The sequence below is a fragment of the Legionella nigrisilvae genome, assembly GCF_977063395.2.
On record NZ_CDRUGZ020000023.1, the window covers coordinates 226,795 to 252,935 of the forward strand.

Genomic DNA, 26,141 nt, shown 5'->3' on the forward strand with positions numbered 1-26,141 from the left:
AATTTACTCCGTAAAATGATGTTTTTTAAACAGGTAGAACTCCCCCTAGGGGGAGTCGAAAGAAATTATCGTGCTGCTCTTTGAATATCTTTACCCACATGGGATACGTCTTTGCCAAAACCATGAACAGTACCACAAGAACTTAATGCTCCAAGTGTTGCAAGACAAACGCCAATTATCATTATTTTTTTCAGAATGTTCATCTTTTTTCCCCTATTTTTATTTTTAATATGATTTCTTCTGTTTATTATTTTAGACCATATTTTTAGAACTTAGAAATTAATCAATGATTTTTAACTGATAATATCCTTAATGTTTTTTTTAAAAATATTGATGCAGTATTTGATTCTTTGCCAGTGAAAAGATATAAATTGTGATTTTACTCCATTAATTGCTCTCATTTTGAATGTTCTCCCTCCGATCAGCTAGCGTGTCAACTTTTGCGAATTTTCGGTAGTAGTCGGCACCTCCATCTGTGTCACTTTATGGAATCATAGAGAGGCATTGCATTAAAACTATTAGGTGGAACAGATAACTGCTTATATCCTTTAGTACAACAATCACTCGATCAGTTAATTCATTGGAAATATCTGGGACTCTAAGCATTCGGGGTTCTCTATGGTACGATCATCAAGCAAGGCTTTATCCTTGCTTCAGACTGCGCCTGGAGTTTAATACTCCCTTCTGGCATGATTTGTCTTGCTCAGCCAACCTATTTACGCTCCTGCGTAAGGATTGCAGCAGAGTGATTGTTTTTGAGCCAATACTTCCCTATAATCGCCCTCGGCTCTAAATAATAAATAATAAAAAAGGTGTTCTGAAATGAAAAAATGGATTCTACTGGCAACAACCAGCTTAATGATGATGAATGCTCATGCAGATAAATCTTGGTGTGGATATAAAGATTATTTCCGTTTAAGCGATACGTCCCATCCTGGTATCTATGTGGTTAGCGGGTTTAATGATGCAGATGTGATGCTTCATATAATTGGACCACGTAGTTTTGAGATTTTAGACGGCTTTGCCTGTCGTTCTGGTTATGCTCATGTTACTGTTGCGTATGACTCAGATAATTGGTGTGTTCTTGATATTAAAGACGGTCCATTAATGAATCATCCAGTTGTTAGTGCTTCTTGTAATGGAATTCGCTATATTGATACTGTATACGATGGCATGGGCAGTTACTCATATACAATTAATCTGGATTAATTATTATTCTTGTGATGAAGAAATAAGGGAAGAGCTTAAAGTTATCTAAGTCTGTGGGCTCTTTCCTTCCAGTTTCAATATACCAATTGTTTCATACCGTTCTATCTTATTTTTTCTTGCCCATATCTATAGACCAACCACCGCCTAAGGCTTTAATCAACTGAATACTTGCAATTTGACGGCGAGTGTGGATATTAACTAATGCAAGTTTTGATTGTAGTGCAGTATTTTCAGCGACCACAACTTGCAGGAACGTAACCAACCCTCCTTTGTATCGGTATACTTCTTGATCCCAAGCACGTTTTGCTGCACGAGCTGCGACTTTTTGACTTCGATATTCCTGATCGAGCTGGTGAATCGCAATCAGATTATCTTCCACTTCTTGGAATGCAGTTAACACAGTTTGCCGATAAGTAGCAACTGTCTCAAAATACTGGGCTTTGGCTTGATTTAATAACCCGCGTAATCGACCCCCATCAAAAATGGTTACTTGTGCTACAGGCTGCGTTAAAGTCAATAAACTCAACGGCCCCAAGGACCAAAAAAGACTAGGTTTTGAAATGAGATTCGCAAGACTTTTGCTTTGGAAACCCATACTACCAGTTAGGTCAATCACTGGGAAAAAAGCAGCTCGGGCAACACCAATTTTTGCATTTGCCGCTTGGACTCGTGCTTCAGCAGCAACAATATCAGGTCTTCTCTCTAGAAGGGTTGAAGGGACATTAGGAGCAATTTCCAAAAAAATCTTAGGGGATGGAGCTGGTGGTAAAGAAAAATTACTAGGTATTTCCCCAATCAATACTGCGATGGCATGTTCAAGTTGAGCTCGCTGTAATCGCATGTCTGCTGCCATGGTTTTTGCATTTTCAAGTTGGGTTTCTGCTTCATCCACATCGGGTATGGGTGCAGCACCACCTCGATAACGATTTTTTGTTAAATAAAGAGCTTTTTGATATGCAATAACGGTAGTATCCAAGATACGCTGTGCCTCATCACTCCCTCTTAACGCAAAATAATTATTCGCAAGTTCTGCTTGTAAACTCAAACGAACAGAAGCGGCATCAGCCGCACTTGCCGTGGCATTACGTTCACTTGCAATGACCGAATTACGAACACTACCCCATGCGTCAAGCTCATAAGAAAGGAACCCCCCAACTAAAAATTGGTTAAATACAGGAGTAGATACTGGATTCGCTACCGTTCGTGAATTTTGCTGGCGATCCGCATTGAATAATCCCTGGAGAGTGGGGAAAAAATATGACCTCGCTACTTGGACCAATGAAATTGCTTCTTGAAAGTGAGCATAAGCCAATTTTAAATTCTGGTTGGCTACATTCAGTTGGCTTTCTAAATTATTTAAAACAGGATCATTAAAGGCTTGCCACCAAGCCTCGGGAGATACAATTTGAGGTGTCGATTTAATTTCAACCCATTTTCCTGGCTCCTTAAAATGTTCAGGCATAGGCATCATGGGGCGATGGTATGTTGGAGCGAAAGAACAACCCATTAATGCAAAAATAAGTGCACCAGCACCAAACAATTTTTTCATGAAACAACTCGCACAGATTCACCATTCCTAATGGCATCAGGAGGATTAAGCACAACTCGATCACCTGGCAATACTCCTGTAGCAATTTCAACTGTTGCGCCGAAATCTCGTCGAAGCGTAACTGATTTTAAGACAATTTTATTATCTTTATTCAAAGTCGCAACTTGTAATCCTTGAGCCTGAAACAGCAAAGTATTGACAGGAAGGATCACCGTTTTCGGAGGAATATCTAAAGTAAACCAAACTTCAGTATACCCACCTGGCAATAATTCCTTATTTTTATTGGGTGAAATAAATTGAGCAAGCAAAGTACGCGTATTAGGATCAATGGCTTGCGCTGTTTCAAACAATTTGGCGGAAAAGACTTGCTTCGGGTGCTCTGCAAAATGGAGATCTACCGTCATATTAGGTTTAATTCGTGAAGAGTAATACTGAGGAATTTTGACATAAATTCTCAATGGACTTGTTTGGGCAATACGAAATAGAGGTTTCGCTGTTGAACTGCTCCCAGCGTTAATTAAATCACCAATATCGGTAGCACGATCCGTGATAACCCCATCAAAAGGAGCGATTACACGTTCAAAACCGACTAATTCTTGTAATCGTTGCAAATTAGCTTTAGCAGCAAACATCGCAGCCTCTAAGGCCGCAGCTGTACTTACTTTTTCATCAGTCTCTTGTTGAGATACAGATTCTGTTTTTACTAAATGAAGCCAACGTTTTGCTGTAATCTGGGCCAATTGATTGTTTGCTATTGCAGTCTTCAAATCGGCCCTCGCTTGACGTTCCTGCGCATCAACCTCTGGTGTTTCAATGACCGCAAGCAAATCACCTTTTTTAACGTGACTGCCAATATCTACATACCATTTTTTTATATAACCATTAGTTCGTGCATAAATAGGTGACTCGTGCCAAGCTTGAACATTACCGGGTAAAATAATTTTATCAACCCCCTTTTCTTGTTGGGCTGTCATCACTCGTACTACAGGAACCGCATCCGCAAGAGTCTCATTACGTAAATGAATTGCTGCATAAATACGTAAAACTATTATCACTGAAAGGATGAATAAAAAAACGGTTATTGCAATAATAAGCCTTCTGTGTTTATGGTCCTGTACATATGATCGAATGGATTTAAGCATGATCCTTCCTTTGCTTTTTCTTCAACTTGCGTTCGTGAATCACATAAAAAACCGAGGGAACAAAAAAGAGAGTAGCCATCGTTGCAAAAGACAACCCCCCAATTACGGCCCGTCCTAGTGGAGCATTCTGCTCCCCTCCATCTCCCAAGCCCAAAGCCATGGGAAACATACCAATAATCATCGCCAATGCAGTCATCATTACAGGCCGTAAACGCGTCTGTCCTGCCTCAAGTGCTGCCTTCATGGGATCATTTTCAGTGGCAAGATGATCGCGGGCAAAACTAATAATAAGGATACTATTTGCTGTTGCCACCCCCATACACATAATGGCTCCTGTTAGTGCAGGCACACTCAAAGCGGTATGAGTGATGAATAACATCCAAGCAATTCCTGCAATCGCAGCAGGCAAGGCAGTAATAATAATAAAAGGATCAACCCATGATTGAAAGTTAATAACAATCAACAAATAAACCAACAAAATCGAAAAAGCTAAACCCCAATACAAACCATTAAATGCATGCTCCTTAGTATCAATCTGGCCACGAATCGCTACCGAAGATCCTCTCGGCAGTTCGTCTTGCGTATCATGAATAATTTTCTGAATGTCTTTAGTTATTGATCCTAAATCTCTATCTTGGATTGAAGCAAAAATATCAATCACTGGCTGAACATTATAATGCGACTCAACAACAGAGGTCCAAGTACGTTTCAATTTGGCAAAAGAACCTAAAATTTGCAGCCGACTGGGCAGAGTTAAACTGCCAATCGGGATATTAAGCAAATCATTTAATGAAGTCATGACATATTGGGGGGCTTGCGTAACAATCGGATAAGAAACTCCGTTTTTAGGATCCAACCAAAATGTGGGTGTCGTTTGAAAACTACCTGATAAGGTCACTAATAAATCGGAAGCGATATTGAGTTGAGTAAATCCAAGTTCATTGGCCAAACTCCGATCAACCTTCACAAAAAACTCAGGATAATTATTAGATTGTCTTATTCGCACATCAGTGAGACCGGGAACTCGCTTTAACTGATTCATCAAGTTATTGGCATGCCGAGCATTGGCCTCTTTTTTTAAGCCAATGACCTGGATATTAATTGGTGATGGCAAACCAAAATTGATAATTTGGTTTACAATATCCGCCGGTAAAAAAGCGAACGTCACTGCTGGAAAATGGTCTCTTAAAACCGATCTTAATTGATGAACGTACTCTGAACTAGGTCGATGTCCATCCTTCAGGGAGATTAAAATATCCGCATCTTCTGGGCCATTCGTTGCTGAATTACTGTACGATAAATTAATACCACTCACAGGTAAACCAATATTATCAACAATACTGCCAAGATCCTTGGGCGGTATTACCTTTCGAATTACGGTATCAATGTTATCGACAATTCGTGCTGTCTCCTCTACCCTAGTTCCCGTTGGAGCACTAATATGTAATTTAATTTGTCCCGCGTCGACATCAGGAAAGAAATTCGAACCCAACCATGGCCACAGCAATACAATTGAAAGGGCAACAAAACCTAAAAAATAAAAAATAAAAACTTTAGCATTGTTCAATACCCAAGATAATGATTTGAAATATTGGGCGCGCAATCGTGCAAATTGTTCTTCAAAAGATTGGTGTAAGCGCGCAAAACGTCCTTTATCTTGCTCTTCACCTATCAATTCGTGTTTATGCAACCAGTATTTTGCCAAAGTAGCAACCAGTGTACGGGATAAAATATAAGACATGAGCATGGCAAAAATTACTGCTTCAGCTAAAGGAACAAATAGATATTGGGCAACGCCTCCCAAATAAAACATAGGAACAAACACGATACAAATACATAAGGTTGATACCAACGCAGGTATCGCAATCTGTTTCGCGCCATCAAGAATTGCTTGTTCCACTTCTTTACCCTGCTCCAAATTCCAGTTAATGTTTTCAATAGCAACCGTAGCATCGTCAACTAAAATACCCACCGCCAGTGCCAAACCACCTAAGGTCATAATATTGATTGTCTCTCCCAAAGCAGAAAGGATAGTAATCGATGCAATGATAGATAAAGGAATGGACAAAGTAATTATAAGCGTACTCCGTAAACTCCCAAGAAAAAGTAAAATCATAAGTCCAGTTAGTGCAGCTGCAATCACCCCCTCCGTAATAACCCCACGAATCGCCGCGGTAACAAAGATTGATTGATCCGCAAATTTGGACAAGTTAAGCCCTTCCGGAAGCATGTTCTTAACTTTTGGTAATAAATCTTTAACCCGATTCACAATATCTAAAGTAGAAGCATTACCGGTTTTTTGGATTGACATCATAACCGCCCTTTTCCCATCCACTCGTACGATATTAGTTTGTGGGGCAAATCCATCACGCACATGAGCTACATCACGGATGTATAAAACTCGTCCAGGAGTGGATTTAACGGGCACATCATTTAATTCAACTGCTGAACGGGGGCTACCATTCAACTTAACAATATATTCATACTCTCCTATTTTTTGGGTACCTGCGGGGATAATGAGGTTTTGGGAAAGAATTGCATTATTAATTTCTTGTGCAGAAATACCATAGGTTTGCATTGCTTGCAGATCTAAATCGACCTGGATTTGACGTATTTTGCCTCCATAGGGATACGGCAGTGCAGCTCCTTGTACGGTTGCTAGTTGAGTACGAAGAAAGTTATTGGCCAAATCATTTAATTTTTGTTCTGGGATAGTTGCACTCGATAATACCAGTTGTAAAACAGGAACTGTTGAAGCTTTATAGCTTAATACTAATGGAGGTAAAGTTCCTGGTGGTAAACTACGGAGCATCGTTTGTGCAATTGCTGTGACTTGGCTTAAAGCCAAGTCAACATTTACATTGGGTTGAAAGAATAATTTGATCACACTAACACCAATCAACGACGAAGATTCAATGTGTTCAATATCATTCACTGTGGTAGTAACTGCTCGCTCAAAGACACTCGCAATACGATTCCCCATTTCATCAGGAGGCAAGCCTGCGTAATTCCATACAACGCTCACAACCGGAATATTAATGTCAGGAAAAATATCTGTAGGCGTACGCATTATCGCTAGAGGCCCAATAATAAGAAGCATTAGAGCCATTACAATAAACGTGTAAGGTCGCGAAAGTGCAATCCATACAATCCACATAAACATCCATATTAACGATTCGAAAAGTGAACCATTATATCAATGAAATCCATTAAATTTTAAGAATAAACTCAAGTTTTATTACGGGATTAGGTATCAGGTGATTTAATTCATATATTGACAAATTAGATATCTAAAGTTTGGGTAGGGGATTGTTTAAATTGAACTTATTAAATGAGTTATTACTTGTTTAACTAAAATCAAATTCCTGACCACAACGGATAAACCCTAAAAAACCATGAGCTTGTGCATCAGGTAGAGGGCCATCATTGTAATGATATAACCAACTTTTGGCTTTAATTTCAGGATCTAAAGTAACAAGCTGCTTAAAATGAGCATGTACTCCGCTTGGGGTTTCCAAGGTTTCACAATCATGAAAAATTAGAGTTGCCTCACGATAATAGGGGTCGAAACGTTCTGGGGTAAATCGTGCATCTGTAGTAATAAAATATTCTTTTCCTTTATAACTAATACTCAAACCATAGCTTGGCATTAATTCTTTATTGGAATAAATATGGAGTGTTTGTACTGGGTTGAGTGCCAAGCCTTCCCAATTAAAAGGGTGACCAGTACGAACCGCTTGGACTGCAAAATAATCGCTCAAAGTTGCTTCTTTATCATCAAGGGTTTTCAACCCACCACTTAGACTGCTATTCCATAATAGATCTACTAATTGTTCATGAATAATTAAATGAGGCATTCCCTTGGGGGAGGAAGCAAATTTTCGTTGAAAGGCGAACCATTCAATTCCACCTATGTGATCGGCATGTAAATGGCTTATATACAGTGCATCAATATCTTGAGATTGGTATCCTGCTTTTGTTAAAGAAAAACGAATATCTGTACCACAATCTATCAGGAGTTTTTTCCCACTATCTGTTAGAAGTAGCATATTTGATTGAAAATTTCCGAAATCCGTTCCTATACCGCTACCGGCTCCTAAAAATAACAATTTCATTAATAATCCTTGAACAATTTAAGGATCAAGTCTGACTCGTCCTAAGAATTCCCTAATAAAACAGACCTCTCTTCTATAAAGAATAGCATTTAAAATAAGTTATTAGAAATGCCTCCTTTATTATATAAATAAGCTATTCTTGAATGTAAGTGAATAGAAAAAAAGAGTTAAAGGTGCTCAGAAAGCTTCATCTTAAAAACACACGTCTTTTACACTATTTTTTCTTCTTCTTAGCGCTCACTGTAATGAGCCTTATCATGTGTTTATTTCTGTTAAAACACATTGCAGTTCAAGAGGTTATTGATGGCAATGAGCGTTATCAATTGTATGTATTAGCGAATAAGCTTCGACAAAGCTCTGATGATTTAACTGAGATGGCCCGCCTTTATGTAGTAACCGGCGAGAAGAAATATCGTAATTACTATAATGAAATTTTAGCGATACGTAATGGAACTTCCCCTCTCCCTTTAAATTATGACGAATTGTATTGGGATTTAGTTATTAATAACAAACAGCCCCAATCGTATGGTCCAGCAAAATCGTTATCCTCAATGATGTTGGAGCATCATTTTACGCTCAAAGAATTTTCCTTATTGGCCAAAGCAGAAAACCAAAGTAATAAACTCTCCGAAACTGAAATCAAAGCTATGAATTTATTTGAGGGTAAATATCCTGATAAATCAGGAAATTACACCATTATTGGCAAACCAAATCCTCAATTAGCGCAGCAAATGGTTTTTGGGGACGATTATATGAGCGCCAAATTACAAGTGGTAAAACCCTTACAAGAATTTTTTAAACTCGTAGATACTCGCACATTTTTAACGAATGAAAAAATTGATCTCAAAATGTCTAAAATTATTGCCCTGGCTCTTGCGCTCTCTTTTTTGTCAACAATACTTATGCTCTTTTTTATTATTCATGCATTAAAGACTTTATCAAGAGTAAATGAGGAAAATGATTTATTACTCTTGAATATTTTGCCAGAAGCAATCGCTGCACGCTTGAAAAAAGGAGAGGAAGATATTGCAGATGAATTTTCCCAAGCAAGCGTGATGTTTGCAGATATTATTAATTTCTCACAATTAACGGAGGAATTAGGAGCAAAACAAACGGTAAATATTCTCAATCGCTTGTTTGCAGAGCTTGATAAACTCACAGAGCAATATTATGTAGAAAAAGTTAAAACCATTGGTGATAATTATATGGCTGTATCAGGAGTCCCTGAACAAACCACTCGACATGCCATTAATATTGCAAATTATGCTTTGGCCATTCTGGAACGAATGATGAGGTTTAATCAAGAACACCACATGAAACTTCAATTTCGGATTGGAATGACCTATGGTACTGTAATCGCAGGAATCATCGGCCATAAAAAATTTGTTTATGATATATGGGGTAATGTAGTCAACTTAGCCAGTCGTCTAGAAGAAACATCCCTTCCTAATAAAATCCACATCTCAGAAAAAATGGCTTTTATGCTTCAAGATGAATTCCTTATTGAACCCCGAGGAACTCTGGAAATGAAAGGGATTGGCAAAATAAAGACTTATTTCCTTTTGGGAAAAAAAGAAAATTAAAGCTACCTATTGCGTTCATTGATCTTTATGGCAACGGGGACAAATTCCATAAATATTCAAAGCGTGATCGGTCATGTGAAAATTGGCGCGTTCGGCGATAGTTTTCTGTCTTTGTTCAATGACCTCGTCAACAAACTCCTCAACACAACCACATTTGATGCAAACCAGGTGATCATGATGCGCTCCCTGGCTTAATTCAAATACAGAGTGCCCTCCCTCAAAATTATGCCGATTCACCAATCCTGCAGTCTCGAATTGCGTTAGTACTCGATAAACCGTAGCAAGCCCCACATCTTCGCCTGTCTCTAATAATGCTTTATAAACACCTTCCGCGCTTAAATGATGGTTAGGAGACTGTTCCAATATTTGTAATACTTTTAAACGAGGCAAAGTAATCTTCAATCCAGCATTTTTTAGCTGTTTACTCTCTTCCATCAATGCTCCTTTGCAGTAACGAACTTGTCTACTTCTAACCTGAAAAAATTTCCGCAGATGGGTCCTTTTCGCTTGTACAGTAAGGGTTACAACTGCTTTTCTAGGTTAAAGGTGTCTTTCAGTAAATGACGTGTTATTATGGCGAAATTTTTCACGATAGGCAAAAAAAATGAGAATAATAATTTTTCTATTAGGAATTGTGTGTACCTTAACCCTTACTCAATGCTCATCATTTGATCTGTCCCGACGAGTAGTACAACAAGGAAATTTATTACCCAAATCGAAAATCGACCGACTCAAAATCGGAATGAGTAAAAATGATGTTGCTATATTAATGGGAACCAGTTTGTTAAGTCCTACGTTTAATGAAAACCGATGGGATTATGCATACACTTGGCGTAGAGGCCGAGGATATACGACTATGTCCACAGTCAGCTTATACTTCCAAAATGGAGTTCTCGCACGTATCGAACGGGGTAAACTAAAACCGGGGGTAGCGTCACTTAATCAACCGGACATTAATCAAGAATAAGCAAGATTCCTAATTTCTAATTTGTAACCTGGGTGTAGCGTAGCGAAACCCAGGATTCCTAGCAACAATTTCCAAAATTCAAGGCGGGCGCTAGACTACATAGGATGAAGATTAGCGAGCGCGGATGGCCTTTTGACGGCGTTTCTCTTTTGGATCGAGAACCAAAGGTCGGTATATCTCGATCCTATCTCCCTCTTGCAACACCTGTTCTAAAGAAACCTGTTTTGCATAAATTCCAACAGACATGCCTTGCGTCTCCGGATAGTCTTCATATATTCCTGACACATTAAGCGCATCAAGAACTGTTGCTCCTGGTTCGAGCTCTAAAACCCGATGCTGTACCGTCTTGTCAATAGCCACATAAACCAACTCAACTTTGACCATAAATTTCCTTGGCTCGCTCACAAAATGAGTCGACCATCTTATCGGTGACTTGCTCAAATACCGGGCCAAGAAGCATCGAAAACATACGCCCTGCAAATTCAAATTCCAGGTCAAAAGAGATTTTGCATCCTTCTTCGACTTCATCAAAGCGCCAAAAACCCTCTAAATGACTGAATGGACCATCAACAAGACGAATTTCTATCATTTTGTTAACTTGTAGCATATTACGTGTGGTAAATGATTTACTCATACCAGCAGCACCAATCACTAAAGTGGCCTGCACTTCATCTTCATCGCGATGATGTACTAAACTTTCTGCGCAGTAAGGTAAAAATTCCGCATATCGCTCTACTTCATTCACCAACGAAAACATTTGCTCACAGGTATAATTAACCGTACGTGACTTTTTCACTATGGGCATTATGCTTCTCCCCGAATTTTATTTCTAAACCAAAGACTTAAGTCTTTAATCTCCTCGAAACAAATTGAATGTTCCATAGGATATTTATAATAAGATAGGTGTTCATATCCTTTACCCAATAACCAATCTTTACTCGATTCAGTCCATTGAGGCAAAACCAACGGATCAAATTGTCCTGCTCCCATAAAAAAAGGGGTACTCTTATCCAACTTAGGTCTGGTATGCGCCGCTAAAGGTAAGTAAGCAGATAAAGCTACAACCCCCGCCAAGCGAGCTGTGGTATGAAGAGCGGTATGCAATGCCATTGCTCCTCCTTGTGAAAACCCTGCTAAAAAGATCTGATTGTACTCTAAACCTTCATTTAATTGCTCATCCATGACCTTACGAATCAGCAACTCGGATTGTTCAATTCCTTCTTTATCTTCTCTATCAATTAGTTTCATGCCCATAATATCATACCAAGCAGGCATGACCATGCCAGCATTTAAAGTCACTGGACGCTGGGGGGCATTAATAAATACATGACGTACCGCGAGATCTGCGATAGTTAATTGATCGACTAAACCCATCATATCGGAAGCATCAGCGCCTAAACCATGCATCCAAATAACACATGCTTGTGTTTGAGCCTGTGACTCCTTTATAAAATCACTCAAAACAAATCTCCTCACAGACAAAAAAAGAGAAATTATCGCTAATGCAACAACACAGTGCAAGTTATACGTGTCCGATATTTGATAAAAGCCATATTATTGCAAAATAACATCAGTTTGGGTCATTTATTAACAAATTTGAGGGGTATGGATATTCCATTATTACCCAACATGAATTATAGTTCGCTACTATGAATTAATAAGCGGCAAGCGTATGTTTAAGAAAGTAGAATCCAAGTCATTCACCCTTACGATGTTAGGAACAGATACATCTTACACTCCTACTTTAAAAAATAAGAAAAAAACTACCCCCTTAAAAGTAGGAACTAGAATACAGGATTACTACCCCAAAGGAGAAACATTAAGTATTGTCTCTACATTAATTAAAACAGAAGAACAGCCAGCGATTGATAGCAAACAACTCGCTCCTTATCAGTCTTTAGAGGTTTCGGTCGTTAATGGTCCAAAAACAGACGGTGGGAATGTTGGCGAAAAAATCGGAATTGGGCTAGGTATTGCATTAAATGCGGTTATCCGTGGGCAAACCGAACTTAATGAAATTGCGCACAGTAGAGGTGGCGTTGAATCCATTCTGATTGCTCATGAAATTAATGCAATCAAAGATGCTATTAACTCTTGCGCGAACTTTGATCAATTAATAAGTCTACTCGAGTCACAACAAACAGAAAGGCAACAAAATAAAAAAGGAAAACCTTTAAACAATACTCCTGACATTATTAAACCCCTTTTATCCCAGCTACCTAAAACTAAAGAAGCTCAGGAACAATGGTTTAATGCACTAAAAACCAATATTTCTAACGTGTCGATGAATCTCTTTATCATTGACCCAGTTCCCGGAGATTGCTGGCCTGTAACCTGGTATGACGAACGATTTTTTACACTTCCAGCTGTTGTAAAACATGCGGAGTTTGTCTATTACGAAAATGAGCGTTCTGATTGGGGCTTTACACCTATCTATCCAGAAGGTTCGACCCCTGATCAAATAATAGTTCGCAACACCATTCCTGGGCATCATGGTACAGGATCTGCTGGAACGAATGCATCACAACAAAACATTGTTGTTTCACCTGAAAAAACCAAAGCGACTCATGTTCAAAAATTAATGCTTTTTAAATTACTGAAGTTTCTAAAGGAACATGGGGTTGAATTTAAAAATGCACAAGAAATTTTTCATGAGCCTACAGGACTAGGTAGAAAATATGTGTCCTTGCTTGCCGATCTCGGAGATGGCATTGATGTGGAAAAACTTGATTTTCCAACGATATTCCGCAAGCTTTACGACAAAATTTACGACAATAGAGCAGCATATGAAGCATTTGATACGACTCACTACACTCTGATGGGAGTAGCGCCGCAACGAAAATTGCTTCGTACGGGCCATAAATATGGTCTTTTAACCGAGGTATTCCCTAAAAATACCGGATATGTTAATGAAGAACATAGCTTTTTAATGAAGGAATATTTCTTCAAGATATTTAATGTACATTCTGATGAAACCAAAGATTTATCCGTATTGATAAATTCAGCCCAAAAAGTACTCTCTAAAAACATTAAAAAAATATCCAATATTTCATCTTCCTTGGTGGAACATTCGATTTCACCAGCCGCAATACTCGACAATGAAAATGCACGCAAGGATGTTTTAAACTCATTTGGAGCATTAATACAAAGGGTCAGCCTACAATATTTGACGGAAGACTGGAGTGAAGAAAGTAAACAAAAAGAGAAGCAAGATCTTTTTATTGCAATCATTGCTATTTTTAAGGAGTTTGACGGATTATTACAAATAGATAATCCCGGCATTCAGGAATTTGTCAAATCTCTCTATAGCTTAAGTTTAAAGGGAATTACCCAAACCGCAGGACAACAACATGCAAACTTGCAAGATGATTTTAATCGTTTGCAAACCTCAACCGATACGAACTTGAAAAGCTTTTTTAATGGGTTATTAACTCAAATCAATAAGGATGAACGGTATTCAAATGGAGAAATTAACCCAGAAATTATACAAATTTTCGAAAGTCCTCAGTTTGCGCAATTAGCCAATTATCCAGTAAGCATAAAAATCCAATACATTTGTGAACAACTGGGGGAAAAACTATCCAAAGATGAGAGTTTGGAAAGTTTAGTTGAACAACTTACGAAACGATTTGAGGAACATTATGGCAGCTCTTTGGCTGAATTTGAAAAACTGCATCATCAAATTAAAGTCTTCATCGATGATATAGAAGCCTTAGGTCGAGTACGAGAGCTCGCAACTGAGGAAGCGGTGTTCAATAAGCATGAACTGTTACTCCGAAAAAAAGCCGAAATGCTAATTGATGTTGCAGCGCAAAAATTTTATCGAGACCGTCCTAATGCTTTGCCTGAACCTGCAGCTAAAGGTACTTTTAAAGAATTAGTGGAACGCCATGCGATTAACAAATATGGTGTGGTAGATAGAGTGAAGCAAGAAAAGGCAGTTTTAGCACAGGAAAAAAACGAATTAACGTCACAAATTGAAATGATGCAGCAAAATTTAGTGGAAAGGAACCAACAGCTAGAAAAAACTAAAACTGTATTGAAAGCGGAACGCAACAAAAAAATCGAATACAGTAAAGCACTGAACGATGAAAACGAGGTTGAGCATTTGCTGCTTATTAAGAAAAAACTCATCCCATTAACTGCGGAATATCTGGCTTGGCTTAGATCTCAATTATCTGATAGACCTAAAGAGTCGGAACAAGATGATGAAATTAAAAAATCCGATGATAAAATAAACGTCAAAATTACAGAAGTAACTAAACTGCTTAAGATTTTAAATAATACACGAGATTTCCCTCGTCCTAAAGAACGCGCGCGACAATTTTACAACTATCTTGATAAAGTGGAACAGACACTGATAAATCACCGTGATGACCGACTAATTCGATATATTAGAAATGCCGTAATTGCCGCAGGGGTTCTTTTGGCAGGTCTAGGATTAATTGGACTTGCAGCTTATACCCGTGTAGGTTATTCCTCAGTTAAATCCCTTCTTTTTTGGCAATCCTCTGGAGAAAATGTGGTTTCCAAATTGAATGAATATAGAAAAGAACTGGATATACCCATTGATAATGAAGAACCAGGAAAAGCACAAGAGCTCAACGTATAGTTAGAAAACCCGATTCTTTTAAAGGTATTGGGTTGCATTAATATCATTGTTTATCACTTGAATTTTTACTTAAATAAATAGATAGTGATACTCAAATCGTTAACCTGCTTATTTCAAATGAAACGAACTTACTTTTTACTTATGATCTGCCTTGTTATTTTCTTATCCGCTTGTGGGCAAAAAGGTCCTCTTTATTTGCCACACCCCACTAGCAGGACTGCAGATAAATCAACTCAATAGAATAATATGAACATTAAATTTACCAAAATGCATGGCTTAGGTAATGATTTCATTGTAATTGATGGGATTCATCAGACAATCAATCTAAGCCCACAGCAAATCGCTATTATGGCGCACCGGAATACCGGGATTGGTTTTGACCAATGCCTGTTAATCGAATCCAGTCAGCAAAAAGGTATTGACTTCAATTATCGAATTTTTAATGCCGATGGGCAGGAAGTGGGTCAATGCGGGAATGGAGCACGTTGTCTTGCCTTATTTGCAAAATACTACGGATTAACCGACAAGAATCACTTAACCGTTGCAACCAAAACGACCCAGATGGATTTGCATATTAATCCAGACTCCAGTGTGCGCGTTAATATGGGGATTCCTCAATTAGCTCCTTCAGCTATTCCACTTAAAGCAGCTCAGCAATCTATTGAATATTCTTTAGAACTTCCAACCCAAAAAATGGTCAAATTCCACGCCTTAAGTGTAGGGAATCCCCATGCAGTGTTATTAGTTACCGATACCGAAACAGCACCAGTGGATACCTTAGGAAAACAAATCAGTTTGCATCAGTGCTTTCCTGCTCAAGCCAATGTGGGATTCATGCAAATTATGAGTTCCCATCATATTAAATTACGTGTTTATGAACGCGGCTGTGGAGAAACCAAAGCCTGTGGAAGTGGTGCGGTTGCCGCGGCGGCGATTGGCCGGCTATACCATCAACTGGATAAACAAATAAAAGTTACCTTGCCCGGGGGTGATTTGTTTATCGACTGGCCGGAATTCAATCAAGCAATTACCCTAACTGGCCCCGCTGTCTTTGTTTATGAGGGTATCTTGTTTTAATAAATAGATAATTGAATCATCTTCGTATTAGTTTACTTATACAAAATTAACACAAGTATTGAATTTTATTTACAAAGAGTTATCCTGAAAGAACGACCTCACACTCGCACCGTTCCATCTGACTTCTATGCAACTCACTACAGTGAGCCTACACGAGAAGAAGCAGAGCGCGCAGAACACCGGAGTGTACACGAGCACATGAGGATTCGAGCACCACATCGGCGAAGTGATTTGCTGTCACAATAGAGTTCGAAAGAAATCTATTTTGAGACTGGTGCTTGACTAAAAGGAGAGTGCCATGACAGGAAGCAAAATACAAAGTTTTGATTTATTCAAAGCGGCTATGGGAAACTCTGAGTACTTAAAAGAGATCAGTCAGGATATAAGGAGTCATACTCAATTTCTAACCACTCTTGAAGAGAGCCAATTAACGGCCTTAGACATCCTTGAGTCCATAAAAATAGTGCAAAGTCTGGAAGTAAAGTCTCTTTTAATTATTCACCTGTTAAGCCAAAAAGAATTCCTATCTTGTTTAAGGGGCGATTCCTTATTAAATCGATTAACGCATCAAGATCATCATGTTCCTTCACGTCTTAATATGTTCATTCATCAACTTGATTTGACAATCCTCTCCGCTCAATTAATTGAGAAATTGGAACCCGAGGCTGCGATAAGTCTTCTTTGTTCAGTCCCTCATTTTCATCAATTAAGTAAAACACAAATTGAGGCTTTAATTGAACGATATCCTCTCTATGAGAGACACCGTGTTTTAACCTACTGGCTCAACCATTTCTCATCCATGCCTAATGCGCAGTATGTGTTGGCTCATTTAATGCACATTGCAGGCCCCAATGTAATCGATGAATTGTGCAAAATGGAGTCCAATCAGAAAGAAGCCATCATAATAAATATTATTGAACATTTGGGCCTATTTAATAAAATACCTCTTAAATTTTTAGAGCATGCAAATAAAGAATCTCATTTGATTTTGGCGATGCGTCTTTATCTCAATGGTCACTATAATAAGGCATATGCTAGTTATATCAATCAACTAACAAAAATATTATTAGATAAAAACCATTCATTTTCGCTCGAAGCAATTGAATTACTTTTTTATCTAAATGATAAACTCGCATTTAAGGAGTTAGCAAAAAGTACGGCTTTTTTAACGAATCGTTATTTAAGAAATAATGCGTTAAAAGGAAATGTTGCATTATTTTATCAAAATAAGCGAATAAATACTCAAAGGTTGTTGCAAACTGTTTATTTAAATCCAATTTCGGAAACTTCCAAAGAGCGAAAACAGTCATCAGACTCTGATGAAAACCCTTTTATCCAAGGATTAATTAAGCATGATAAATCGATTAACTGTTTTGAGTATTTCTTAATACATTATAAAGGGGACCCCGAACCCTTTTCGAAACTAATCAATGACTACATGGATTTCTACGCCGGTTCAGAACACTTAAAATCAAGAAACCAAGCCATACACCATATTGGTTTCATGCTAAGTCGTCCTGAATTAGATCCCATAATAAAGGAAATATTATTTACTGCTTTTTTAAATCATCCTTTATTCTTCGATGAACAAGTCAGCTATCAATTGTTTTTGTTTGATGCAAAGAGAGTTCTCCGATATTTTGGTTTACGTGGTGGGGAGGAAAATTATCAACACGTAATTAATTTGTGTACCTTAGCGTTAAAAAATCTTAATTCCGAAAAAAATCCGCAAATCATTCAGATAGCTCAACAAGCGCTTTCTGAAGCACGGCAAGAGTTAATTTGGATTAAACATCAGGGTTTTTTCGCTACTTTAATCAAATGGCTTAAACGATGCTGGACTTATGGATGGACTGGTTTTTTTAAACCAAACTCTCCTGATTATGTGGTCCCAGAATCATTGAGCTTCATACAAAATAATAAAAATGTACCTAAGAATTCAGAAAAAAAAACGGTTTCACCTCCAGAATCAGCAAAGGATCTTCCGACTTTGTTAAACAAAATTAGATTGCCACTAACACAAGAAAAATTTGCAGGAATTATTAAAGCATTCGAAAGTTATTCGTTAGAAATAATGCCTAAAGATGAGCTAAGTACAAGACAAAAACTTCATAAGCTATACCATTACGTAATGACCCATAAGGAGCATAACGAAGGGCTTTATCGCTGGTTAAAAGAAAATCAAACTCCCTTTAGTGTAAATCGATTCCATTTGCTGGAGTTAACCTTAAAAGAAAAACAACGTGAGGAGGTGGATTCCTTACTGGCAGAGGTAAATGAAGATTCCGATCATTTGCAATATGTTTCTGACGAACTGGATTGTCCTATGCCAGAACTAATAATTAAACCCACACCAAAACCCAAAACTCAAGAAACTTCTGACTTTGTTGCAAGCGCGTCTAAAGTGTTTTCCGAATATGCTTGTGAAGCAACTGTATATGCACACAGCGCATTCCATTGGGCAGAAAGTTTTTTCTCTAAAATGAAACAGCCGGAACAAGAAGAGGACGATACCTTCGAGGTGGAACATATTGAATCGTTTAAAAAAACAATTAGTAGTAGTTAATCTTTAGGTCTTAAGCTTCCAACGTTTATGCATCCAGTTCCATTGCTCAGGATGATTCAATATAATACGTTCTAACGCTTGATTATACGCCAATGTATTCTGGTAAAGGGATTCTTGAGCACTTCCATAATCTTTCCATGGAATAGGATCATAAAATTCTAAAACATGCTTTCCATTGGGTAACCGATAGCCTGCAGCAGGAATCACCGGTACGCCCGTATAACGAGAAAGAGTGGCTAAACTTCGATAAGTCCCTGCTTTCGTACCGAAAAACTCCACGGCAATACCATCACGATTCGCTAAAGAAGCATGTTGATCCAGAACAAAAATGACCGCATGGTTTTGCTCTAAAGCGGCACACACCTTATCAAGCGAATTTTTTTTAGGAATAACGTTTAAACCCACTTGATAATATTGCTTAAACAAACTTCGCTCAATAAATTTGATTGATAAAGTGCGACGAATAAAATGAAACTGTCCTCGAAATTCTTTAAAATTTAAAACACCCCCAATGGGTGCAACTTCCCAATTACCAAAATGTCCTGTTAGAACTAAAACGCCTTTTTGTTGTGCTACCACTGCCAACATATTTTCATGGCCACGAACCTCCACCAGATTGCGTAAATCATCCTCCGACATAAAACGCAATTGAATGGCTTCTTTAAACGACTTAAGCAAATGTGAATAATAGGATATGGCAAGCCGCTTTTTTTGGGCCTCACTTAATTGATCACCGAAAACACGATCAATATTGGCCATAACTATTTTACGCTTATAGGGTAAAAATTTATGGACAAATCGACCCAACCAACTCACGGGCAATTCATTGACTTTTTGTTCTAATTTAATCACAAGCTTTGATCACCAAACACGCATTCATACTGGCAAATCCGCGATTTACCGTCAGTGCATACGGTCCTTTTTTTACAGGTTGATGATCTGCACTTACGGATAAACCATTACAACTGGATGCAATATTTTGCAGATTAGCTATACCTGGCACACATTTAGATGAAAGTGCATAGGTCGTCATTACTGCGTCAATTAATCCAGAAGCGCATATGGTATGTCCCATGGACCATTTGAATGCTGTTACTGGAATTTCCTCATGGCCAAACACATTTTGTATTGCCTGAGATTCACTATAATCTGATTTACTATTACCGTTTCCATGAGCAACGATAAACCCTAAATCATTAGAACTTAATTTTACCAGATCTAACGTACGTTGCATCAGTTCAGCAAGCTGTTGCCCACTGGTATCTAGAGAAAATAGGCCTTCCGCTTCGCTGGTTGATAAACCACCGATAATCTCACCGTAACAGGTGGCTGAGCGCGCATTCATACTGGCTTCACTTTCCAAAACCAAAGCCGCAGCGCCTTCGGCTAAAATTGTACCATCATGCGCTTCATCAAAAGGTTTTAGATGTTGAGTACTCAATACCCCTAATTGATCATAGTAAAAGACCGCTTGAGGCTCAATACCCATATCATAAGCAACGACGACAGCTCGCTCTGCCTGACCCGTACGAATTGCGTGATAGGCTTCCAATAGAGCTTGTGTTCCCCCAACAGCATGATTTGTTACATTATGATTAGGGCCTTTAAATTCATAAGTTATTCCGGTATATGCAAGGACATTATTAGGTAATATTCGTAATAGCCACATCGGATGGACTGTTTCGAATAATTCCTGCGCAAATTGCTGCATCCCGTGGGTTTTTGCTAACAAGGGTAAAAAATCATATTGTTGAAAATATTTATTCCCCGGAGAGCCCACAAATACTGCTGTTTGCTCATTAAATGAATTGGGGTCTGCAAGAGTATCGCGATAATCAATCATATGACTATGTTCAATTGCTTGTACTGCAGCATTAATTCCCATCACATCCTGACGTGAAATGACCTTCATCAACTTACGATCGGGCAGCATTTTTGCAGGGTTGAACTCTTTTAGTTCGCCTCCCAAACGGTGAGACCATTGTGACAAATCCCATTGGGTTATTTCTGCAATCCCACTTTTACCAGAAAGAATCGAATTCCAAGTTGCATCTGCAGTAGCACCTGATGCGGTTAAAGCACTCCGTCCTGTAATAAATACTCTATTGTCTTGACTCATAAATCTGCTCCCCCAAACTCAGGATGCTTAAACAATAAGCAACTATTGGAGCCACCAAATCCAAATGAATTGGATAAAACCACGCCCAAAGATCGTTCGCGTGGCCCATCAACCACATAATCCAAATCGCATTCAGGATCGGGGTTAGTTAAATTAGCGGTTTTAGGGACTTGTGCCTGTTCTATCGATTTAACGGATAAGACTGCCTCAAGTGCGCCTGCAGCAGCAATTAAATGTCCTGTTTGCCCTTTAGTCGAACTTACCGGTAAGGTTGCGACAGACTCCCCAAAAACTGCTTTAATGGCATTTGTTTCGCTTAAGTCATTCATTTTAGTTGAGGTTCCATGTGCATTGATGTAATCCACATCGGAAGCCTTTACTCCAGCATCTTGAAGAGCACGTTCAATTGCTTGAATCGCGCCATCACCATTTGGATGAGAATCGGTAATTCGATAAGAACTTAAAGAATTCCCTTCACCGGCCAATTCAGCATAAATACGGGCACCGCGTGCTTTTGCTTTACTCCATTCTTCAAGAATTAAAAAAGCCGCACCTTCTCCTAAGACAAAACCATTACGCGTGGCATCAAAAGGTCGACTTGCTGTTTCTGGAGTACTGTTGTACGTAGATAAGGCACCTAATAGGCAAAAACTGGATAATCCTAAGGGATTGATCATTGAATCAAATCCGCCAGCTAACATATAATCTGCTTCACCCCGACGAATTACCTGCATTGCTAAACCTAAAGCTTGGCCGCCAGAGGCACAAGCGGTATGTACTGAGGAGGCATAACCTCTGATTCCGAATTGTTGAATCAATAAAGACAAGCCTGAATTTGGCGTTGTTTTGCCAAAATCGGATAATTTATAAAATTCTTGAGTGTTATCAAGCAAACGTCCCCAATCTGCTTCACCATCTGAGGCACAAATTTGCTGAAATCGAGATAGATAATCAAATTCGGCAGTCATCATACCACTGCCGGTAACTACACCCCACTGGGCTGCAGTTTGTTCGGTAGGCACGAGACCCGCATCATCAAAAGCTTGTTGAGCGGCAGCAAGAGCAAAACGGGTAAAATGCACTGAAAAGCGACTTCGTTTGGTAATTAACTTGGGATCGAGCGCAAAGTTTTTCACCTCAGCCGCAATATATGTAGGAAAAGCACTGGCATCAAATTGCTTAATTTCAGCAATTCCTGAGTGTCCCGCCAATAAATTAGACCATGTGGACTGGACATCGAGTCCTAAAGGGGAAACCGCTCCCAAACCTGTAATAGCCACTCGTCTTTTTTTCACTTTATTTATCCTCTGGGAATAAGTACTACATCTACAACACAAACACGTTTACCGGCAACCTCGCTGCGGTAAGCCAGGATCAACTCGTCTTCGGTTTGCTTCTTAACGGTTACATTACATTCAAGAACATCGCCTGGATAGACAAATTCATTCATTTTTATTTTGCGAAATTCGCTTACTTGATACTGTGTTGAGTATCCTGCGCGCAAAACAAATTCATAAGCTAAATTGAGCTTGCATTCCAATAATACCGTCAAAGGTAGTACAGGTTTCTTGGGAAAATGATCTGCAAAATAAGGGGCAGCTCGGGATATTCTTTTTTCAGCGACTAAACGCACCCCCGGTTGACTGGAACATATTCTATCAAAGGCCATGGGCATTACAGACACGTTCGAATCCATTATCAGATAATCATCCGCCACAGGCCCACTTTCTTTACTAATAACCGACCATTCGCCAGGACGGTTAATTTCAGAAAATTGCTGTTTCACTTCATCCAAATTGATAAAATCATCCATAGGCAGTAAAGGGCCTAAAGCGCCGTCAAGACTGAAGACAAGTTCACTACCTACCCGGGCTTCACTATGATATTGCATCACTGAATCATCTATATGTTCTATAAATGACTCCAGCAATAAAGTCTCCCCGACATAGGCTCTGCGGTGCATAGAGGCACGTGCTACGATACCAGCCACAGGCCTATGAGTGAATTCTTGCAGCGCCATAACATTCCATGCTGCCAATTGCCCAAGTGTTTCTCCGATTAAAGAAGGGATAAAACAAGGCCGCCCCTGTTCATCAACTGTGAGGAACGTATCATTTGAGGTAATATGTTTTATTCCCCGGATCCACTGACCAGGAGATGACTCGACGATACGATCAACAAATAAGAATCTCATCAGTATTTAATAAACCCTATTAATCTATAAAAATAATACCGAACTTAAGCTCCAGCTCCGGCAGTTTGTTGCTCTTTGATGGCAACAACAACTAACTTACAAAACGTTTCAATGGTAAATAACAAGGGTATTTCATTGACTTTCATATTTGGCTTGAATTGATCCGCTGGAACTTCGCTTAAATAGTCTTGCAACGCTTTCAAACCTTGCTCAGTAATAACGCCGCCTTTTTCAAACTCATCTTCCGCCAAATCACCCCGTGCATTTTTTTCCAATTGGCCCCGAGGGATTTTTATTTTGAATTCTTTTTCTAATTGGAAAACCAAATCAAGAAAATCAATAGATTCAGCGCCTAGATCTGCTATCAATCGACTATTAAGAGATACGTCTTCAGCATCAATTACTAACACATCAGCAACAATTTCCCTAACCTTAGGATAAACGTCTGCTACATTCATATTTTGTTCCTCAGAGATCAGCTAATTTAAAAAGCCGGGAATTATACCATATATTTTTTTAAAGACACAAAATTAAAGTGATAAGGTATTAACCAACCTGACTATACCCTGCATCAACAAATAAAGTATGAGCATTAATCATAGCCGCTTCCGGTAAGCATAAAAGATAAATTGCATTGGCAACATCTTGGGTTGTCAATGGTCTATCGGCCAAAGAGTGCGCTTGATACTCATCAAGTAACTCTTCTCTGTTAGGAAAATGCTTTAAGGCGTCGGTATCAACTACTCCAGCCGAAACAGTATTCACAGTGATCCCATCAACCGCTAACTCAAGACTTAAAGAGCGAACTAATGCTTCAAGAGCCGCTTTAGAAGCACCTATAAAGGCATAATTAGGAATCGCGCGTGATGCGCCAAGACTGGACAAAGCAATAATTCGACTCCCTTTTGGCATTAATGAACGAGCTTCTGTGGCTAAATGATTTAATGCCAAAGCATTTGTTTCCAAACACCAACGCCAATGCTTAGTTGACATCTTAAGTGCCGATTTTAAAACACCACTGGCCGCATTACTAATTAAGAAATCAAGTCGATTAAAGTGTTCGCGGAATTGAGTCAACATTTCCTTTACGGACTGATGGTCAGCCACATTGGCTTGCAGAGCAATTGCCCTGCGTCCAACAGCCTGGATTTCTTTAACTAAAGCTTGGGCTTCATCAGAGCTGTTGTAATAAACTATAGCAATATCACATCCTGCCTGTGCTAACTTTAATGCAGTCGCCTTACCGATACCCCGTGCACCGCCAGTAATCAATCCAACTTTATCTGCAAAAACCAAACTCATGGAAAATTCCTCATCAACTTCATCTATAAAAGCAACTGTTTGCTAAAACAATGGTATCTCTTTAAGAATCCATCCCCTGTTGCGTGTACCCTGGTCAAAAAACAGAATCCAGGAATTCTCCCTACCCAATCCAGATTCCCTTTTTCTTGCCTAAGTAGTGATTTCAAAATACCAAGCGCTCGTATCCTAACATCCTTGGACCAACAGTTACAAAAAAATACATTTTCATTTTTATTTATCGATAAAGCAATCATTAGATCATTAAATTTTCAAATATCTTGTTTCTAGAGTGCTAACTTTGTACTATCGGCACCACGATTAAGATAAACATATATTAATGAATGAAACATTCTTGGTTTAAAACTGTGTTTCCTATAGCTGCAATTTTTTCTTTTCGCATGCTCGGCTTGTTTTTGCTTATTCCTGTATTTAGCATCTATGCAGAAAATTTGCGTAATGCCACTCCAGCATTGGTAGGTTTTGCGCTTGGAATTTATGGGCTGGCTCAAGGCATCCTCCAAATGCCTTTCGGAATGCTTTCCGATAAAATAGGTAGAAAACCCATGATTACTTTGGGATTGCTTCTTTTTGCCAGTGGAAGCTTACTGGGTGCTCTGACCGATTCTATTTATGGAATGATCTTTGCCCGAGCATTACAAGGAACCGGTGCTATTGGAAGTGTTTTAATCGCCTTACTTGCCGATCTTACGCCTGATGAACAGCGTACCAAGGCCATGGCAGTCATCGGTATGACCATCGGTACATCGTTTAGTTTGGCTATGGTCGTGAGTCCTGCCATTACCCATTATTTTGGTCTATCGGGTATTTTTTATCTCACTACCTTATTAGCGATTGCCGGGATCGTTTTACTTAATTTGGTTATTCCTAAACCTGTAAGTGAACGTTTTCATATTGATAGCGAAACAAATCCCGCTTTATTGAAACAAGTTGTATCCAACATGCAACTACAACGTCTTAATATAGGTATTTTCTGTCAGCATTTTATTCTCACAGCAACCTTTTTTGCTATTCCCTATATCTTAAGAAAACAAGTGGAGCACGGCCATTTATCCCAACAGTGGCATTTTTACCTGCCACTCATGCTCATATCATTTATACTGATGATCCCGTTTATTGTGCTTGCGGAAAAGAAAAAGCGCATGAAAAGCGTTTTTCTTTCTTCAGTCCTTACAATAACTGCAGCACAACTGTTATTGGCCTATACGTTTCAAAATTGGTTTAGTTTGTGCATTCTCATGCTAATTTACTTCGTTGCTTTTAATATCCTCGAGGCAGCATTACCCTCTTTGGTATCGAAACAGGCAAATCCCAATAGTAAAGGGACGGCAATGGGTATTTATTCAACCAGTCAATTTTTAGGGCTTTTTATTGGGGGAGCATTATCTGGTGTACTGTATCAGTGGAATAGTAGCGAGGGAATATTTATTACTAATGCCATTCTTGGTATCTTATGGTTAATTGCATCTGTTTCAATGAAATCAAACGATGCTGTTTCAACACTTATTTTGCACTATCCTTGGTCCGAAAAGAAAGAGAATATAATTACTCAACTACTAAACATTAAAGGAGTGGTTGAGGTGGCACTCGCAGAGAAAGAGCAAGTTATATATTTACGCGTTAATAGAGAGAACTACCCAGAGGGTAGTGCAGAAAAAATTCTATCGACTTTCTCTCATTAAAAAGGG

The 26,141-nt window shown here is 38.8% G+C and carries 22 protein-coding genes and 1 pseudogene; 8 read left to right on the plus strand and 15 right to left on the minus strand.

Features of this window, described 5'->3' with window-relative positions; all coding sequences use genetic code 11:
• Positions 1–65: 65 nt before the first annotated feature.
• The gene (locus ACWTE2_RS16075) at positions 66–203 is read right to left on the minus strand and encodes an entericidin A/B family lipoprotein (RefSeq protein WP_182391619.1); all 138 of its coding nucleotides are present in this window, start codon (positions 201–203) and stop codon (positions 66–68) included.
• A 619-nt stretch (positions 204–822) separates the two neighbouring features.
• Between ACWTE2_RS16075 and ACWTE2_RS16080 the strand changes: the two genes are divergently transcribed.
• Entirely contained in the window at positions 823–1,209 is a 387-nt protein-coding gene (locus ACWTE2_RS16080; RefSeq protein WP_454786130.1) for a hypothetical protein, read from the plus strand.
• Positions 1,210–1,315: 106 nt separating this feature from the next.
• Here the strand turns inward: ACWTE2_RS16080 and ACWTE2_RS16085 are convergent, their stop codons facing one another.
• The 4 genes from ACWTE2_RS16085 to ACWTE2_RS16100 all read right to left on the minus strand — a co-directional run bounded on the left by ACWTE2_RS16085 (position 1,316) and on the right by ACWTE2_RS16100 (position 8,015).
• Positions 1,316–2,758: an efflux transporter outer membrane subunit gene (locus ACWTE2_RS16085; RefSeq protein WP_454786131.1), complete on the minus strand. Its 1,443-nt coding sequence runs from the start codon at positions 2,756–2,758 to the stop codon at positions 1,316–1,318.
• Positions 2,755–3,900, minus strand: a complete 1,146-nt coding sequence (locus ACWTE2_RS16090) for an efflux RND transporter periplasmic adaptor subunit (RefSeq protein ID WP_454786132.1) — start codon at positions 3,898–3,900, stop codon at positions 2,755–2,757. Before ACWTE2_RS16090 ends, ACWTE2_RS16085 begins: the two co-directional genes overlap by 4 nt.
• Entirely contained in the window at positions 3,893–7,057 is a 3,165-nt protein-coding gene (locus ACWTE2_RS16095; protein ID WP_454786133.1) for an efflux RND transporter permease subunit, read from the minus strand. Before ACWTE2_RS16095 ends, ACWTE2_RS16090 begins: the two co-directional genes overlap by 8 nt.
• 190 nt (positions 7,058–7,247) lie before the next feature.
• On the minus strand, positions 7,248–8,015 hold the full coding sequence (locus tag ACWTE2_RS16100; protein WP_454786134.1) for an MBL fold metallo-hydrolase: 768 nt from the start codon (positions 8,013–8,015) through the stop codon (positions 7,248–7,250).
• A 257-nt stretch (positions 8,016–8,272) separates the two neighbouring features.
• On the opposite strand from ACWTE2_RS16100, the gene ACWTE2_RS16105 reads away from it, so the two are divergent.
• Positions 8,273–9,598 (plus strand): adenylate/guanylate cyclase domain-containing protein, encoded by a 1,326-nt coding sequence (locus ACWTE2_RS16105; protein WP_454786135.1) that lies wholly within the window; start codon positions 8,273–8,275, stop codon positions 9,596–9,598.
• A 15-nt stretch (positions 9,599–9,613) separates the two neighbouring features.
• On the opposite strand, the gene fur is transcribed toward ACWTE2_RS16105, so the two are convergent.
• Complete coding sequence (gene fur, locus ACWTE2_RS16110; protein WP_454786136.1) at positions 9,614–10,033, minus strand: ferric iron uptake transcriptional regulator; 420 nt, start codon at positions 10,031–10,033, stop codon at positions 9,614–9,616.
• Between the two features lie 138 nt (positions 10,034–10,171).
• Between fur and ACWTE2_RS16115 the strand changes: the two are divergent.
• Positions 10,172–10,565: pseudogene (locus ACWTE2_RS16115) on the plus strand (outer membrane protein assembly factor BamE).
• A 111-nt stretch (positions 10,566–10,676) separates the two neighbouring features.
• On the opposite strand, the gene ACWTE2_RS16120 reads toward ACWTE2_RS16115, so the two are convergent.
• From ACWTE2_RS16120 to ACWTE2_RS16130, 3 genes are read right to left on the minus strand one after another with little or no spacing between them, the layout of a single operon-like run.
• Entirely contained in the window at positions 10,677–10,949 is a 273-nt protein-coding gene (locus ACWTE2_RS16120) for an RnfH family protein (protein ID WP_454786137.1), read from the minus strand.
• Positions 10,936–11,370 carry a type II toxin-antitoxin system RatA family toxin gene (locus ACWTE2_RS16125; protein WP_182391629.1) on the minus strand — a complete coding sequence of 145 codons (435 nt, stop codon included), beginning with the start codon at positions 11,368–11,370 and terminating at the stop codon, positions 10,936–10,938. The genes ACWTE2_RS16120 and ACWTE2_RS16125 overlap by 14 nt, the downstream gene beginning before the upstream one ends.
• Positions 11,370–12,026: an alpha/beta hydrolase gene (locus ACWTE2_RS16130; protein ID WP_454786138.1), complete on the minus strand. Its 657-nt coding sequence runs from the start codon at positions 12,024–12,026 to the stop codon at positions 11,370–11,372. The genes ACWTE2_RS16125 and ACWTE2_RS16130 overlap by 1 nt, the downstream gene beginning before the upstream one ends.
• Before the next feature lie 211 nt (positions 12,027–12,237).
• Here ACWTE2_RS16130 and ACWTE2_RS16135 point away from each other — a divergent pair, with 211 nt between their 5' ends.
• The 4 genes from ACWTE2_RS16135 to ACWTE2_RS16150 all read left to right on the plus strand — a co-directional run bounded on the left by ACWTE2_RS16135 (position 12,238) and on the right by ACWTE2_RS16150 (position 18,820).
• The gene (locus tag ACWTE2_RS16135; RefSeq protein ID WP_454786139.1) at positions 12,238–15,177 is read left to right on the plus strand and encodes a hypothetical protein; all 2,940 of its coding nucleotides are present in this window, start codon (positions 12,238–12,240) and stop codon (positions 15,175–15,177) included.
• A 117-nt stretch (positions 15,178–15,294) separates the two neighbouring features.
• Positions 15,295–15,417, plus strand: a complete 123-nt coding sequence (gene lptM / locus ACWTE2_RS16140) for an LPS translocon maturation chaperone LptM (protein WP_454786140.1) — start codon at positions 15,295–15,297, stop codon at positions 15,415–15,417.
• A gap of 6 nt (positions 15,418–15,423) precedes the next feature.
• Positions 15,424–16,254 carry a diaminopimelate epimerase gene (dapF, locus tag ACWTE2_RS16145; protein ID WP_454786141.1) on the plus strand — a complete coding sequence of 277 codons (831 nt, stop codon included), beginning with the start codon at positions 15,424–15,426 and terminating at the stop codon, positions 16,252–16,254.
• 298 nt (positions 16,255–16,552) lie between these two features.
• Positions 16,553–18,820, plus strand: coding sequence for a hypothetical protein (locus tag ACWTE2_RS16150; protein WP_454786142.1), 2,268 nt, complete (start codon positions 16,553–16,555; stop codon positions 18,818–18,820).
• A gap of 3 nt (positions 18,821–18,823) precedes the next feature.
• Here the strand turns inward: ACWTE2_RS16150 and ACWTE2_RS16155 are convergent, their stop codons facing one another.
• The 6 genes from ACWTE2_RS16155 to fabL form a co-directional block, all read right to left on the minus strand.
• Positions 18,824–19,672 (minus strand): lysophospholipid acyltransferase family protein, encoded by an 849-nt coding sequence (locus ACWTE2_RS16155; RefSeq protein WP_182391634.1) that lies wholly within the window; start codon positions 19,670–19,672, stop codon positions 18,824–18,826.
• Positions 19,665–20,939: a beta-ketoacyl-[acyl-carrier-protein] synthase family protein gene (locus tag ACWTE2_RS16160; RefSeq protein ID WP_454786143.1), complete on the minus strand. Its 1,275-nt coding sequence runs from the start codon at positions 20,937–20,939 to the stop codon at positions 19,665–19,667. The genes ACWTE2_RS16155 and ACWTE2_RS16160 overlap by 8 nt, the downstream gene beginning before the upstream one ends.
• Positions 20,936–22,234: a beta-ketoacyl-[acyl-carrier-protein] synthase family protein gene (locus tag ACWTE2_RS16165; protein ID WP_454786144.1), complete on the minus strand. Its 1,299-nt coding sequence runs from the start codon at positions 22,232–22,234 to the stop codon at positions 20,936–20,938. The genes ACWTE2_RS16160 and ACWTE2_RS16165 overlap by 4 nt, the downstream gene beginning before the upstream one ends.
• A 5-nt stretch (positions 22,235–22,239) precedes the next feature.
• On the minus strand, positions 22,240–23,133 hold the full coding sequence (locus ACWTE2_RS16170) for an ApeI family dehydratase (protein ID WP_454786145.1): 894 nt from the start codon (positions 23,131–23,133) through the stop codon (positions 22,240–22,242).
• Positions 23,134–23,177: 44 nt separating this feature from the next.
• Entirely contained in the window at positions 23,178–23,591 is a 414-nt protein-coding gene (locus tag ACWTE2_RS16175) for an acyl carrier protein (RefSeq protein ID WP_182391638.1), read from the minus strand.
• 88 nt (positions 23,592–23,679) lie between these two features.
• Positions 23,680–24,435 (minus strand): enoyl-[acyl-carrier-protein] reductase FabL, encoded by a 756-nt coding sequence (gene fabL / locus ACWTE2_RS16180; RefSeq protein ID WP_454786146.1) that lies wholly within the window; start codon positions 24,433–24,435, stop codon positions 23,680–23,682.
• Between the two features lie 341 nt (positions 24,436–24,776).
• On the opposite strand from fabL, the gene ACWTE2_RS16185 reads away from it, so the two are divergent.
• Positions 24,777–26,135: an MFS transporter gene (locus ACWTE2_RS16185; protein ID WP_454786147.1), complete on the plus strand. Its 1,359-nt coding sequence runs from the start codon at positions 24,777–24,779 to the stop codon at positions 26,133–26,135.
• The last annotated feature ends 6 nt before the right edge of the window (positions 26,136–26,141 follow it).